At 72.9% G+C, this 13,835-nt stretch carries 12 protein-coding genes; 6 read left to right on the top strand and 6 right to left on the bottom strand.

The window, feature by feature from the left end:
- Nucleotides 1-33: 33 nt before the first annotated feature.
- The 4 genes from IE294_RS17500 to ssgD all read right to left on the bottom strand — a co-directional run bounded on the left by IE294_RS17500 (nt 34) and on the right by ssgD (nt 4,534).
- Complete coding sequence (locus IE294_RS17500; protein ID WP_189887042.1) at nt 34-1,008, bottom strand: acyl-ACP desaturase; 975 nt, start codon at nt 1,006-1,008, stop codon at nt 34-36.
- 229 nt (nt 1,009-1,237) lie between these two features.
- Entirely contained in the window at nt 1,238-2,014 is a 777-nt protein-coding gene (gene ddaH / locus IE294_RS17505; protein WP_189887044.1) for a dimethylargininase, read from the bottom strand.
- Between the two features lie 166 nt (nt 2,015-2,180).
- Complete coding sequence (locus tag IE294_RS17510; protein WP_189887047.1) at nt 2,181-3,806, bottom strand: ABC-F family ATP-binding cassette domain-containing protein; 1,626 nt, start codon at nt 3,804-3,806, stop codon at nt 2,181-2,183.
- Between the two features lie 311 nt (nt 3,807-4,117).
- Nucleotides 4,118-4,534 carry a spore wall synthesis regulator SsgD gene (ssgD, locus tag IE294_RS17515; RefSeq protein WP_189887049.1) on the bottom strand — a complete coding sequence of 139 codons (417 nt, stop codon included), beginning with the start codon at nt 4,532-4,534 and terminating at the stop codon, nt 4,118-4,120.
- Between the two features lie 234 nt (nt 4,535-4,768).
- Between ssgD and IE294_RS17520 the strand changes: the two genes are divergently transcribed.
- The gene (locus tag IE294_RS17520) at nt 4,769-5,971 is read left to right on the top strand and encodes a WD40/YVTN/BNR-like repeat-containing protein (protein WP_189887051.1); all 1,203 of its coding nucleotides are present in this window, start codon (nt 4,769-4,771) and stop codon (nt 5,969-5,971) included.
- A gap of 75 nt (nt 5,972-6,046) precedes the next feature.
- Nucleotides 6,047-6,385, top strand: coding sequence for a plasmid stabilization protein (locus IE294_RS17525; RefSeq protein ID WP_189815750.1), 339 nt, complete (start codon nt 6,047-6,049; stop codon nt 6,383-6,385).
- A 43-nt stretch (nt 6,386-6,428) separates the two neighbouring features.
- On the opposite strand, the gene IE294_RS17530 is transcribed toward IE294_RS17525, so the two are convergent.
- Nucleotides 6,429-6,725: a YciI family protein gene (locus tag IE294_RS17530; RefSeq protein ID WP_107113013.1), complete on the bottom strand. Its 297-nt coding sequence runs from the start codon at nt 6,723-6,725 to the stop codon at nt 6,429-6,431.
- Between the two features lie 58 nt (nt 6,726-6,783).
- On the opposite strand from IE294_RS17530, the gene IE294_RS17535 reads away from it, so the two are divergent.
- Nucleotides 6,784-7,527, top strand: a complete 744-nt coding sequence (locus IE294_RS17535; protein ID WP_189887052.1) for an endonuclease V — start codon at nt 6,784-6,786, stop codon at nt 7,525-7,527.
- 108 nt (nt 7,528-7,635) lie between these two features.
- On the opposite strand, the gene IE294_RS17540 is transcribed toward IE294_RS17535, so the two are convergent.
- The gene (locus IE294_RS17540) at nt 7,636-8,814 is read right to left on the bottom strand and encodes a saccharopine dehydrogenase family protein (protein ID WP_189887054.1); all 1,179 of its coding nucleotides are present in this window, start codon (nt 8,812-8,814) and stop codon (nt 7,636-7,638) included.
- A gap of 357 nt (nt 8,815-9,171) precedes the next feature.
- On the opposite strand from IE294_RS17540, the gene IE294_RS17545 reads away from it, so the two are divergent.
- The 3 genes from IE294_RS17545 to IE294_RS17555 are packed head-to-tail and all read left to right on the top strand — an operon-like array spanning nt 9,172 to nt 13,832.
- On the top strand, nt 9,172-10,347 hold the full coding sequence (locus tag IE294_RS17545) for a CaiB/BaiF CoA transferase family protein (RefSeq protein WP_189887056.1): 1,176 nt from the start codon (nt 9,172-9,174) through the stop codon (nt 10,345-10,347).
- A 43-nt stretch (nt 10,348-10,390) separates the two neighbouring features.
- Nucleotides 10,391-11,605: an acetyl-CoA C-acetyltransferase gene (locus tag IE294_RS17550; RefSeq protein ID WP_189887058.1), complete on the top strand. Its 1,215-nt coding sequence runs from the start codon at nt 10,391-10,393 to the stop codon at nt 11,603-11,605.
- Between the two features lie 49 nt (nt 11,606-11,654).
- Nucleotides 11,655-13,832, top strand: a complete 2,178-nt coding sequence (locus tag IE294_RS17555; protein WP_189887060.1) for a 3-hydroxyacyl-CoA dehydrogenase NAD-binding domain-containing protein — start codon at nt 11,655-11,657, stop codon at nt 13,830-13,832.
- Nucleotides 13,833-13,835: the final 3 nt, after the last annotated feature.

Here is a 13,835-nt window from a genome sequence, read left to right on the forward strand (position 1 = left end):
CCGGGCGCCGGGCAGGGCCTCGCGCGCGGGGTGTCAGCCCCCGGCGCGCGCCGCCATCCGGGCCTTGCGCGCGGCCAGCTTCTCGTCGAACTTCGTGGCCTCCGCGTCCAGCCCGCCCATGAACAGGCCGAGTTCCTCCTGCGCCTGACGCCCCTCGGGGCCGAGGCCGTCGATCTCCAGGACCTTCAGGAAGCGCAGCACCGGCTGCAACACGTCGTCGTGGTGGATGCGCAGGTTGTACACCTCGCCGATCGCCATCTGCGCGGCGGCCCGCTCGAAACCGGGGATGCCGTGACCGGGCATCCGGAAGTTCACGACGACGTCCCGGACCGCCTGCATGGTCAGGTCGGGCGCCAGCTCGAACGCGGCCTTCAGCAGGTTGCGGTAGAACACCATGTGCAGGTTCTCGTCGTTCGCGATGCGGGCCAGCATGCGGTCGCAGACCGGGTCCCCGGACTGGTGGCCGGTGTTGCGGTGCGAGATCCGCGTGGCGAGCTCCTGGAAGGCGACGTAGGCCACCGAGTGCAGCATCGAGTGCCGGTTGTCGGACTCGAAGCCCTCGCTCATGTGCGCCATACGGAAACGTTCCAGCTTGTCCGGGTCCACCGCGCGCGAGGTCAGCAGGTAGTCCCGCATCACGATGCCGTGCCGGCCCTCCTCGGCCGTCCAGCGGTGCACCCAGGTGCCCCAGGCGCCGTCGCGGCCGAAGAGCGAGGCGATCTCGTGGTGGTAGCTCGGCAGGTTGTCCTCGGTCAGCAGGTTCACCACGAGGGCGATCCGGCCGATCTCCGTCACCTGGGACTGGTCCTTGTCCCAGGCTTCCCCGTCCTCGAACAGGCCCGGGAAGTTGCGGCCGTCGCTCCACGGCACGTACTCGTGCGGCATCCAGTCCTTGGCGACCTTCAGGTGCCGGTTCAACTCCTTCTCGACCACTTCCTCCAGTGCGTACAGCAGTCGCGCGTCGGTCCAGACGGACGGGCTGCCGAGGTGGGGGGAGGTGATCGTCATAGGAACTCCAGGGGGACGCCGAACAACGGGGGAGGAAGGGGACGGTCCGGCGAGCGGTGCCGGAAAACCTACGTGATCGTAGGCTACGAAGCCGTAGGTTACGAAGCCGTAGGTTAAGAGGGCTGTAAAGAACTCGCTGATCAGCCCGCCCGGACGGCCGTGCGCGGGTGCCCCCGGCAGGTCCGGGACCCGCAGGTCCCGGGGCTGCCGGCGCGAGGGGATCACCCGGTCAGGCGTACAGCTCCCGCAGGCGCACCGAGAGACAGGTCACACAGCCCTCCAGCTTCTCGAACTCGCTGATGTCGACCGTCACCACGTCATGGCCCAGATCGGTCAGCAGCTCCGCGGTCTTCGGGGCGCTCGCCGCCATCAGCAGCTTGCCGCCGCCGAGCAGCACCACATGCGCGCCGGACTCCTCCGGCACCGACAGGAAGCCCGGGAACAGCGACGGCCGGTCGATCTTCGGGATGTGCCCGATCACCGTGCCGTCGGGCAACGCGGTCACCGCCGACTTCAGGTGCAGCACCTTGCTCACGGGTACGGCCACCACCCGGGCGCCCAGCGGCTCGAAGGCCGCCCGGACCTGCTGCACGCCGGCCGCGTTGGTCCGCCCGCCGCGGCCGACGTACACCGTGTCGCCGACCTTGAGGACGTCACCGCCGTCCAGCGTGCCCGGTTCCCATATCCAGTTCACCGAGCAGCCGAGGCGGGCCACCGCCTCCTCGACGCCGGCGGTCTCCGCCCGCCGCGACTCGGCCCCGGGCCGGGTGATCAACGCGACGTTCCTGTACATGACGACGGTGTCCTCGACGAACACCGAGTCCGGGCAGTCGTCGGCCGGTTCGACCTCGATGACCTCCCAGCCATGCGTGCGCAGGGCCTCGACGTACGCCTCCCACTGCTCGCCGGCGAGCCCGGAATCGACCTTCTCCCGCTGGATGTGCGTCACCAGGCCGTCGGCCAGGAGGGGGCTGGGGCGACGGACGAGGGCCTTCTTGCTGGGCACGAGGGGCCTTTCGAATCGGTCGGTGCGATGGTGCGGTCCGGCGCCGCTCACACGGCGCCGGTCCGTCATCATGCAGGGCGCTCCCGCCACGGCCAAACCCCCCGGTACCCGGCGCGTCTCTCCCGAGACCGGCCCCGGCCGGCCGGGGCGGGCCCTCACCGGCCGGTCAGGCCGGGTCCCACAGCGCCTCGGGCGTCGTCTCCGTCAGCTCCCCTCCCTCCATCAGCAGCCACCGTGTGATCCCGATCGACTCCAGGAACGGCAGATCGTGGCTGGCGACGACCAGCGCGCCCTCGTACGACTCCAGAGCCGTGGTCAGCTGCCGGACGCTGGCCATGTCGAGGTTGTTGGTGGGCTCGTCCAGCAGCAGCAGTTGGGGCGCGGGCTCGGCGAGCATCAGCGCGGCCAGGGCCGCCCGGAAACGCTCACCGCCCGACAGGGTGGCCGCCTTCTGGTCGGCCCGCGCGCCCCGGAACAGGAAGCGGGCGAGCCGGGCCCGGACCCGGTTGTTGGTGGCGCCCGGCGCGAACCGGGCGACGTTCTCGGCCACCGAAAGCCCGTCGTCCAGCACGTCCAGCCGCTGGGGCAGGAACCGCAGCGGGACATGGGCCGTCGCCGTGCCCGACACCGGCGCCAGCTCCCCGGCGACGGTCCGCAGCAGCGTCGTCTTGCCGGCGCCGTTGCGGCCGACCAGGGCGATCCGCTCCGGTCCGCGCAGATCGAGGATGCCCGGCACGCGCGCCTGGTAGGCCGTTTCCAGCTTCTCCAGGGTGAGCACCTGCCGGCCGGGCGGTACGGCCGTGTACGGCAGGTCGACACGGATCTCGTCGTCGTCCCGTACGGCCTCCACCGCCTCGTCGAGCCGGTCCCTGGCCTCGGCGAGCCGCTCCTCGTGCATGATGCGGTGCTTGCCCGCCGACTCCTGGGCGGCGCGCTTGCGTGCCCCCATGACGATCTTCGGCTCGCGCTTCTGTTCGTACATCTTCTGCCCGTACCGCTTGCGGCGTGCCAGTTTGACCTGGGCATCGGCCAGTTCGCGCTTCTGCTTGCGGACATCGGCCTCGGCGACGCGCAGCATCCGCTCGGCCGCCTCCTGCTCGACGGCCAGCGCCTCCTCGTAGGCCGAGAAGTTGCCGCCGAACCAGGCGACCTCGCCGGAGCGCAGCTCCGCGATCTGGTCGACCAGGTCGAGCAGTTCCCGGTCGTGGCTGACCACGACCAGCACGCCCGGCCAGGAGGCCACCGTCTGGTACAGCCGCCGGCGCGCGTACAGGTCGAGGTTGTTGGTGGGCTCGTCCAGCAGCAGGACGTCGGGGCGGCGCAGCAGCAGCGCGGCGAGCCGCAGCAGCACCGACTCGCCCCCGGACACCTCGCCGACGGTCCGGTCCAGGCCGATGTGGCCGAGACCGAGTTCGCCGAGGGTGACCAGGGCGCGCTCCTCCACGTCCCAGTCGTCGCCGACGGTCTCGAAGTGCTCCTCGGCGACGTCGCCCGCCTCGATGGCGTGCAGGGCGGCCCGCCGGCCGGCGATGCCGAGGGCCTGGTCGACGCGGAGCGCGGTGTCGAGCGTGACGTTCTGCGGGAGGTAGCCGATCTCGCCGGCCGCCTTGAGGGTGCCGTCGGCCGGGGCCAGTTCCCCGGCCATCAGTTTGAGCAGGGTGGACTTGCCCGAGCCGTTGACGCCGACGAGCCCGGTCCGGCCCGGACCGAAGGCGATGTCCAGGCCGTCGAAGACGGCGGTGCCGTCGGGCCAGGTGAAGGACAGGGACGTGCAGGTGAGGGAAGCAGACATGGGCGCCTCGCGAGGGACGGGTGCGTTCGGGTGGACGCGTGTCGAGACACCGCGAGGCGGAAACCGAAAGGTCGGGGGCACGGAAGGGGCCATGAGAAACGGCCTGTGCCGGAGGACGGCTCGGACGCCGAGGTCGTACGCCACGCACACCTCATCGGTGCGACGCGGTGTCTCAGGACCTCAGACGAGCAACGTCCTTCTCCAATCAACGGCAACAGAACCGCTGTACACCGTAGGAAGAGCGGGAAGAGCTGTCAACGTGATTATTCGCCGCGCCGCCCCACGCGCGCGTGGCGTTCACCGGCCGGCACTCAGCAGGCGTCCCGCATCAGCTCGGCCAGGTCGTGGTCGAGGTCGAACTGGAGGTGTTCCAGGCCGACGGGGACCAGGTCGCTGGTCGCCTCCAGGAACCGCCGGATCTCACCCGAGCGCACGTGCACGATCGCGGTGCCCTCCGGGGCGTGGAACTCCAGCACCGTGCGGTCGTACCCGTACGGCCGCACGCGGACGTCACCGTGGCCCTCGGGGCCCTGGAGGCCCGCCGTGAGCAGTTCGCGGGAGAAGGTCCAGCACACCTCGACGCCCTCCAGCGTGGCCGGGGCCGGGAACGTCATCCGGACGGCGAACGGGTCGCGCCGGTCGTAGCGCAGCGTGGCGGGAATGCTCGGCATGCGCGGTGCGGCGGCGACGAGACGGGCCTCTACGGGCTGCTCGATGACGGTGGACAACGCCTTGCTCCCTCGTGACGGATGGACTGCGCCCGGGTGTGCGGCACCCGGCACTGGAAGAGACGACGGAAACGGCCGATGCGTGCACACGGGGAACGAGTGACCTCGGTCACCGCGTTCATGCACGGGGAACGTACGGCCGTTCCCGCCCGTCGGCCGCGCGGGCACGGCAGCCCACTGGACGGGGCCGGGGGAGTGCGGCTAGCTTCGCCCGCCATGAGGCGCTTGGGGAGCATGCGACGCAGGGGACGGACGAGCCGGCTGGTGGCGGCGGGAGCGGCGTGCGGGGCGGCGCTCGCCGCCCTGACGGTCCCGGCGGCCGAGGCCCGTCCGCTCGCCCACGGCACCACCGGCCGGGCGAGCGCGGGGCAGCCGGCCCCGGACACGGAGCACACGAACCGGGCGGCCGAGGCCGCCGGCGCGGGAAGCGCGCACGGGGCGGTGAAGGACTCCGGCACGGCAGGCGTGCACTGGGCGGCGAAGGACTCCGGGACGCCGCGCGTCCGTTTCCGGGGCCTCGCGGCCGTCGACCGGCGCACCGCCTGGCTGGCCGGCACCGAAGGCACGGTGCTGCGCACCACGGACGGCGGCACGAGCTGGCGGAACGTCTCGCCTCCCGGGGCGTCCGGTCTCCAGTTCCGGGACGTGACGGCGTTCGACGCCCGGCGCGCGGTGGTGCTCGCCATCGGCGAGGGCGAGGCCTCCCGCGTCTACCGCACCGACGACGGCGGTACGACCTGGACGGAGTCCTTCCGCAACACCGACCCGAAGGCCTTCTACGACTGCCTCGCCTTCTTCGACCGCCGCCACGGCCTCGCCCTGGGCGACCCCGTGGACGGGAAGTTCCGCGTCCTGTCCACCGCCGACGGCGGACGTTCCTGGCGCGTGCTGCCCGCGGACGGCATGCCGCCCGCGCTGGACGGCGAGGCGGGCTTCGCCGCGAGCGGCCAGTGCCTCGTCACCGCCGGCCCGAAGGACGTCTGGCTGGCCACCGGCGGCGGCGCCCACGCGCGCGTGCTGCACTCCGCCGACCGCGGGCTCACCTGGACGGCCGCCGACACGCCGGTCCCCGCGGGCGACCCGGCCAAGGGCGTCTTCGCGCTGGCCTTCCGCGACCGCACCCACGGCATCGCGGTCGGCGGCGACTACCGCCCCGACGAGCCCTCGCCGCAGGCCGCCGCGGTCACCGCCGACGGCGGACGCACCTGGCGCCCCGCCACCACCCCGCCGCCCGCGTACCGCTCCGGCGCCGCCTGGCTCCCGCACAGCCGCACCGCCGCGCTGGCCGTCGGCCCGACCGGCACCGACCTGACCACCGACGGCGGCCGTAGCTGGCGGACGATCGACAACGGCTCCTACGACACCGTCACCTGCACCCCCGACCTGAGCTGCTGGGCGGCGGGCGAGCTGGGACGGGTGGCACGGCTCGAACGGTGAGGCACGGCCGGACCGGTGAGGTAAGCGGGACAGAACGCGGGTACTCGTTCCCCGTCGCAAAGGAAGGGAGCGATCATGCCAGCCGGTTCCAGCCCCAAGCGTGAGCGTCAGTACGAGCACATCAAGAAGAGCGCGCAGGACCGGGGCGAGAGCACCGGGCGTGCCGAGGAGATCGCCGCGCGGACGGTGAACAAGGAACGCGCCCGCTCCGGCGAGTCCAAGACCGCCAGCCGCAGCTCGACGCAGGACATGTCGTCGAGCAAGCGTGGCGGTCAGCGGTCGGGCAACCGGGTCGGCTCGCACGGCCCGACGCGCGACCAGCTCTACAACGAGGCGAGGCAGCGCGGCATCGAAGGCCGTTCGCACATGAACAAGGACGAACTCCAGCGCGCGCTGAACGCCAAGAAGGGCTGACGGCCCGCCAGGCCCGACGCCCGAGGAGGTCGACAGACCGACGTCAGCCGAGTGTCTGCCGGTGGTGCGCCAGCTCCGGGGCCGTCTTCGTGGCGATGAACTCCGTGACGCGGTAGGCGCACACACCGGCGACGGTGAACGGGTCGCCCGCGACGATCTCGTCGATGCGGGCGCGGTCCCCCGCGACGGCCAGGATCACCCCGCCGTCGCGGGGGTTCTTGCGTCCCGAGGCCAGGAAGTGACCCTTCTCGTACTGCTCCTCCAGCCAGGCCACATGGTCCGGCAGGACGGCGTCCACGGCATCGAGCGGCGCGGTGTAGGTCAGCTCCAGGACGAACATGATCACGAGCCTACCCCGCCCGGCCGGTGGCCCGCGCAAGGCCGTACAGTCACCCGGCATGACGATCGTCGGCGTACCCGCGGGCTGGCCCGCGACCGAGGACGAGGCCCGCGCCGTACAGGACGAGCTGCGCGGGCGGGTGGTGCTGGACGAGCCCGGACCTCCGCCCGGGGCGGGCCTGGTCACGGGGGTCGACGTCGCCTACGACGACGGCCTGGACCTGGTCGCGGCGGCGGCCGTCGTGCTGGACGCCGCCACCCTGGACGTCGTGGCGGAGGCGACGGCCGTGGGCCGGGTCTCCTTCCCGTACGTGCCCGGCCTCCTCGCCTTCCGTGAGATCCCCACCGTCCGTGCCGCTCTGGACCGGCTGCCGTGCCCGCCCGGACTGGTGGTGTGCGACGGCTACGGCCTGGCCCACCCGCGCCGCTTCGGCCTGGCGAGCCACCTGGGCGTGCTCACGGACCTGCCGACCGCCGGGGTCGCCAAGAACCCGTTCACCTTCGCGTACGACGACCCGGAGCCGGCCCGGGGCGGCTGGGCGCCGCTGCTCGCCGGGACGGAGGAGGTGGGGCGCGCGCTGCGCACCCGGGACGGTGTCAAGCCGGTGTTCGTCTCGGTCGGCCACCGGGTGAGCCTCGACAACGCCGTGGCGCACACCCTGGCGCTGACCCCGCGGTACCGGCTGCCGCAGACCACCCGCCGGGCGGACGCCCTGTGCCGACGCGCGCTGCGCGAGGCGGCACAGGGCCTGACCGGCGGCGGGCATCAGGATCCGACGGCGCGCCGGGCGCCGTCCTCCTGACACTCCGCGTCGCGCGCGAACTCCACGACCGTTCCGCCTCCTTGCCCTCGTACGGCACGAGCCCCCGTCGCACCCGTTCACGAGGGCGGCGGTGACGGGCGGCTGCCGCTAGCGTCGCGCCGCCACCCGGAAGGTGATCCCCGCCGCGCGCAGCCGCTCGGTCAGGGCGTCGCCCATCGCCTGGGCCGTGGTGACCTGGCCCGCCGTCGGCGGCAGGTCGTCGAACGCCAGGCACAGGGCCGCCTCGGCGAACATCTTCGCCGTCTCGTCGTACCCGGGGTCGCCGCCCGCGACCTCGGTGAACACGCGCCGGCCGCCGCCCTCGCCGACGAACCGCACCGAGAACCAGCTCTTCGCCCGCTTCTCGGCGCTCGGTCCGTCACCCGGCTTGAGCCGGTCCGACAGCCGGCGCCGGGCGGGCGGCAGCTGGGCGGCTGCGGCCACCGCGCCGACGGCCGCGACCCCGCCGAGGGCGACCGGAAGGCGCCGTACGGCCGCGTAGTGCCGGTAGCGGAAGTCCGGGCCGTACCGCTCCAGCGCCCGTGCCGAACGGCGCACGATCCGCGGGTCGATGGTGGGCAGCGGCAGGGCCCACGCGCCGACCTCCGCCGCGTACCTCGGCGTGCCCGCCGGCGCCGTCACCCGGCGGCCCGGCAGCCGCGGCTCGTGCCGGGCCCGCTCGCGCGCCGCGGCCAGCATCCGCCGACCGCGGGCCATCTGGTTCAGCGCCGAGGCGAGGGTGCCGCCGGAGAAGGCCGCGTCGGCGGTCACATAGCCGTCCACGGTCAGCGGCACGCCCTCGGGGAGCTGCCGGACCGTGAAGTACGCGCCCAGGTCGTGCGGCACCGAGTCGAAACCGCAGGCGTGCACCAGGCGTGCGCCCGTCTCCCGCGCGCGTGCGTCGTGCCGGACGTACATCAGGTCCACGAACTCGGGCTCGCCGGTGAGGTCCAGGTAGTCGGCGCCGGTGTCGGCGCAGGCGGCGACGAGTTCCTCGCCGTACAGGACGTACGGACCCACGGTCGTGGCGACCACGCGCGCGTGCTCGGCGAGGGCGCGCAGGGTGGCCGGTTCGGTGACGTCGGCCCGCAGCACACCGACGTCCGCGCCGCCGGGCAGGTCCTCGCGCAGCCGCTCCAGCCGCCCCTCGTCGCGGCCTGCGACCGCCCAGCGCAGGTCTCGCGGCGCGTGCGCGGCGAGATAGTGGGCCGTGAGCGCGCCGACGAAGCCCGTGGCTCCGAAGAGCACGAGGTCGTACGGCCGGTCCGTCCTGCTCATCCTGCTCATGACACCCCTTGGTCCGTGCGGCCCGTCGCGCAGCCCGCGCCGCTGTCGGTGGCCGAGGCTAGCGTGAGGAGTGCGGAGCCCCACGACCAGCCCGGAGGCAGCGGTGGCCGTAGCCAGGAATGCCGTGAAGAAGCGGGAGAAACCGCCCCGGGCCCGGGTGCGCGGACCACGTGACGGTCCCGCACGCCCGCCGCTGCGGAGGGTTTGGCGGAGCGCCGGTCACTCTCCCGGGTGATCGTCGGCTCGACGGGCACTTGGCTAAGCGCTTGCTCGTTCAGGTCTTGTGTCCGGTGGAACGCGTTCTTAGCATCACCGGTGTTACATCATTGGTGTCATACACGCCTGGGGGCTGGACGGATGACAACGGCAGGGACGCCGGCGCCGGGCGACGGCCCGCTGTGCGGCGTGCGCGTGGTCGAGCTGGCCGGCATCGGCCCGGGCCCGTTCGCCGCCATGCTGCTGGCCGACCTGGGTGCCGACGTCGTCCGGGTGGACCGTCCGGGCGGTCCGGGCCTCGCGATCGACCCGGCGTTCGACGTCACCAACCGCAACAAGCGCTCGATCGTGGTCGACCTGAAGGCACCGGACGGCCCCGCGCGCGTCCTGGACCTCGCCGAGCGGGCCGACATCCTCATCGAGGGCTACCGCCCCGGCGTCGCCGAGCGGCTCGGCATCGGCCCCGGGGACTGCCACGCCCGCAACCCCCGCCTGGTGTACGGCCGCATGACCGGCTGGGGCCAGGACGGCCCGCTCGCCCAGCGCGCCGGCCACGACATCGCCTACATCGCGCTCACCGGCACCCTCGGCATGATCGGCCGCCCGGACGAACCCCCGGCGGTGCCCGCCAACCTCCTCGGGGACTACGCGGGCGGCTCCCTCTACCTGGTCGTCGGCGTCCTCGCCGCCCTGCACCACGCGCGCGCGACCGGCACCGGCCAGGTGGTCGACGCGGCCATCGTGGACGGCACGGCCCATCTGTCCGCGATGATCCACGGCATGCTCGCCGCCGGCGGCTGGCAGGACCGCCGCGCCGCCAACCTCCTGGACGGCGGCTGTCCCTACTACGGCACCTACGAGACCGCCGACGGCGGGTACATGGCGGTGGGCGCCCTGGAGGGCAAGTTCTACGCCGACTTCCTGCGCCTGCTCGGCCTGGACGACCTGGCGCCCGCCCGCAAGGACTGGACCCGCTGGGGCGAGCTGCGCGAACGGATCGCCGCCGCCTTCAAGTCCCGCACCCGGGCGGAGTGGACGGCCGTCTTCGCGGACACCGACGCCTGTGTGGCGCCCGTGCTCAGCCTGCGCGAGGCGCCGGCCCACCCGCACCTGGCCGCGCGCGGCACCTTCACCGACCACGGCGGCATCACCCAGCCCGCCCCCGCCCCCCGCTTCTCCGCGACCCCCACCGCCGTCCGCACCGGCCCCGCCCGGCCCGGCGCGGACACCGCCGCGGTCGCCCGGGACTGGGGCCTGCCGGCACCCCCGACCGACGACCCCGACGACCCCGCCGACCGGGTCACCGACGGCGGCTGACCCCGCCCACCCCGCTCGGCCCACCCTCCCGAAAGGCACACCAGTGAGCACCGAAGCGTACGTGTACGACGCGATCCGCACCCCGCGCGGCCGCGGCAAGGCGAACGGCGCCCTGCACGGCACGAAGCCCATCGACCTGGTCGTCGGCCTCATCCACGAGATCCGCGCCCGCTTCCCCGGCCTCGACCCGGCCGCCATCGACGACATCGTGCTCGGCGTCGTCGGCCCCGTCGGCGACCAGGGCTCGGACATCGCCCGGATCGCCGCCCTCGCCGCCGGACTGCCCGACACGGTAGCGGGCGTCCAGGAGAACCGCTTCTGTGCCTCCGGTCTGGAGGCCGTCAACCTGGCCGCCGCGAAGGTCCGCGCGGGCTGGGAGGACCTGGTCCTCGCCGGTGGTGTCGAGTCCATGTCCCGGGTCCCGATGGCCTCGGACGGCGGCGCCTGGTTCAACGACCCGATGACCAACCTCGCCGTCAACTTCGTGCCGCAGGGCATCGGGGCCGACCTCATCGCCACCATCGAGGGCTTCTCCCGCCGGGACGTCGACGAGTACGCGGCCCTGTCCCAGGAGCGCGCCGCCACCGCCTGGAAGGAGGGCCGCTTCGAGAAGTCCGTGGTCCCCGTCAAGGACCGCACCGGCCTGGTCGTCCTCGACCACGACGAGCACATGCGCCCCGGCACCACCGCCGACTCCCTGGCCACGCTGAAGCCCTCCTTCGCGGACATCGGCGACCTGGGCGGCTTCGACGCCGTGGCCCTCCAGAAGTACCACTGGGTGGAGAAGATCGACCACGTCCACCACGCCGGCAACTCCTCCGGGATCGTGGACGGCGCCTCGCTCGTCGCGATCGGCTCCCAGGAGGTCGGCGAGCGCTACGGCCTCACCCCCCGCGCGCGGATCGTCGCCGCGGCCGTCTCCGGTTCCGAGCCGACCATCATGCTCACCGGCCCCGCCCCCGCCACCCGCAAGGCCCTGGCGAAGGCCGGTCTCACCATCGACGACATCGACCTGGTCGAGATCAACGAGGCGTTCGCCGCGGTCGTGCTGCGCTTCGTGAAGGACATGGGCCTGTCCCTGGACAAGGTCAACGTCAACGGCGGAGCCATCGCCCTCGGCCACCCGCTCGGCGCCACCGGCGCCATGATCCTCGGCTCGCTCGTCGACGAACTGGAGCGCCAGGACAAGCGCTACGGCCTCGCCACCCTCTGCGTCGGCGGCGGCATGGGCATCGCCACCATCGTCGAACGCGTCTGAACTCCCCGCGGAACCAAGCGCCCCGAAGACTTCTACGGAGACGACTGTCATGACCGAGAGCACCACCATCCGCTGGGAGCAGGACGACACCGGTGTCGTCACCCTCGTCCTGGACGACCCGAACCAGTCCGCGAACACCATGAACCAGGCGTTCCGCGACTCCCTCGCCGTGATCACCGACCGGCTGGAGGCGGAGCGGGAGAACATCCGCGGCATCATCCTCACCTCCGCGAAGAAGACCTTCTTCGCGGGCGGCGACCTGCGCGACCTGATCCGGGTCACGCCCGAGACCGCACAGGAGCTGTTCGACGGCGGCCTCGCCATCAAGCGCGACCTGCGCCGCATCGAGACCCTCGGCAAGCCGGTCGTCGCCGCCATCAACGGCGCGGCCCTCGGCGGCGGGTACGAACTGGCCCTCGCCTGCCACCACCGGGTCGCCCTGGACACCCCCGGCACCAAGATCGGCTGTCCCGAGGTCACCCTCGGCCTGCTCCCCGGCGGCGGCGGAGTCGTGCGTACCGTGCGGCTGCTGGGCATCGCGGACGCCCTGCTGAAGGTGCTCCTCCAGGGCCGGCAGTACAACGCGCGGCGCGCCCAGGAGAACGGCCTCGTCCACGAGGTCGCCGCCACCCCCGAGGAACTGCTCGCCAAGGCCCGGGCCTTCATCGACGCGAACCCCGAGTCCCGGCAGCCCTGGGACAAGCCGGGCTACCGGATCCCCGGCGGCACCCCGGCCAACCCGAAGTTCGCCGCCAACCTGCCCGCCTTCCCGGCCAACCTGCGCAAGCAGACGGGCGGCGCCCCCTACCCGGCGCCGCGCAACATCCTCGCCGCCGCCGTCGAGGGCTCCCAGGTCGACTTCGAGACCGCCCAGGTCATCGAGGCCCGCTACTTCGTGGAACTGGCCGCCGGGCAGACCTCGAAGAACATGATCCAGGCGTTCTTCTTCGACCTCCAGGCGGTCAACTCCGGCGCCAACCGCCCGGGGGGCGTCGAGCCCCGCCAGGTCCGCAGGGTGGCCGTCCTCGGCGCCGGCATGATGGGCGCCGGCATCGCCTACGCGTGCGCCCGCGCGGGCATCGACGTCGTCCTCAAGGACGTCTCCCTGGAAGCGGCCGTCAAGGGCAAGGGCTACTCCGAGCAGCTGTGCGCCCAGGCCGTCGCCAGGGGCCGTACCAGCCAGGAGAAGGCGGACGCGCTGCTCGCCCGGATCACCCCCACCGCCGAGGTGGCCGACCTCGCCGGCTGTGACGCGGTCATCGAGGCCGTGTTCGAGGACACCGCCCTCAAGCACAAGGTGTTCCAGGAGATCGAGGCCGTCGTCGACCCCGACGCGCTGCTGTGCTCCAACACCTCCACGCTGCCCATCACCACCCTCGCCGAGGGCGTGCAGCGCCAGACCGACTTCATCGGACTGCACTTCTTCTCGCCGGTCGACAAGATGCCGCTGGTCGAGATCATCAAGGGCGAGCGCACCGGCGAGGAGACCCTCGCACGCGCCTTCGACCTGGTCCGGCAGATCAACAAGACGCCGATCGTCGTCAACGACTCCCGCGGCTTCTTCACCTCCCGGGTGATCGGCCACTTCATCAACGAGGGCGTCGCCATGGTCGGCGAGGGCGTCGAGCCCGCCTCCGTGGAGCAGGCCGCCGCCCAGGCCGGCTACCCGGCCAAGGTGCTGTCCCTCATGGACGAGCTGACCCTCACCCTGCCGCGCAAGATCCGGGGCGAGACGAAGCGGGCCGTGGAGGAGGCCGGCGGCACCTGGACGGCGCACCCGGCGGAGGCGGTCATCGACCGCATGGTCGACGAGTTCGGCCGCACCGGCCGCAGCGGTGGCGCCGGCTTCTACGACTACACCGAGGACGGCAAGCGGGCCGGGCTCTGGCCGGGCCTGCGCGAGCACTTCACCAGGCCCGGGTACGAGATCCCGTTCCGGGACATGCAGGAGCGCATGCTCTTCGCGGAGGCGCTCGACACCGTACGCCTCCTCGAAGAGGGCGTCCTGACCTCCGTCGCCGACGCCAACATCGGCTCGATCCTCGGCATCGGCTTCCCCGGCTGGACCGGCGGTGTGCTCCAGTACATCAACGGGTACGAAGGGGGCCTGCCCGGATTCGTGGCCCGCGCGCGGGAGCTGGCCGAGCGGTACGGCGAGCGGTTCGCCCCGCCCGCGCTGCTCGTGGCGAAGGCCGGGAACGGGGAGACGTTCACCGACGCCCGCTGACGC

The sequence above is a fragment of the Streptomyces canarius genome, assembly GCF_014650735.1.
Classification (GTDB): domain Bacteria; phylum Actinomycetota; class Actinomycetes; order Streptomycetales; family Streptomycetaceae; genus Streptomyces; species Streptomyces olivaceoviridis.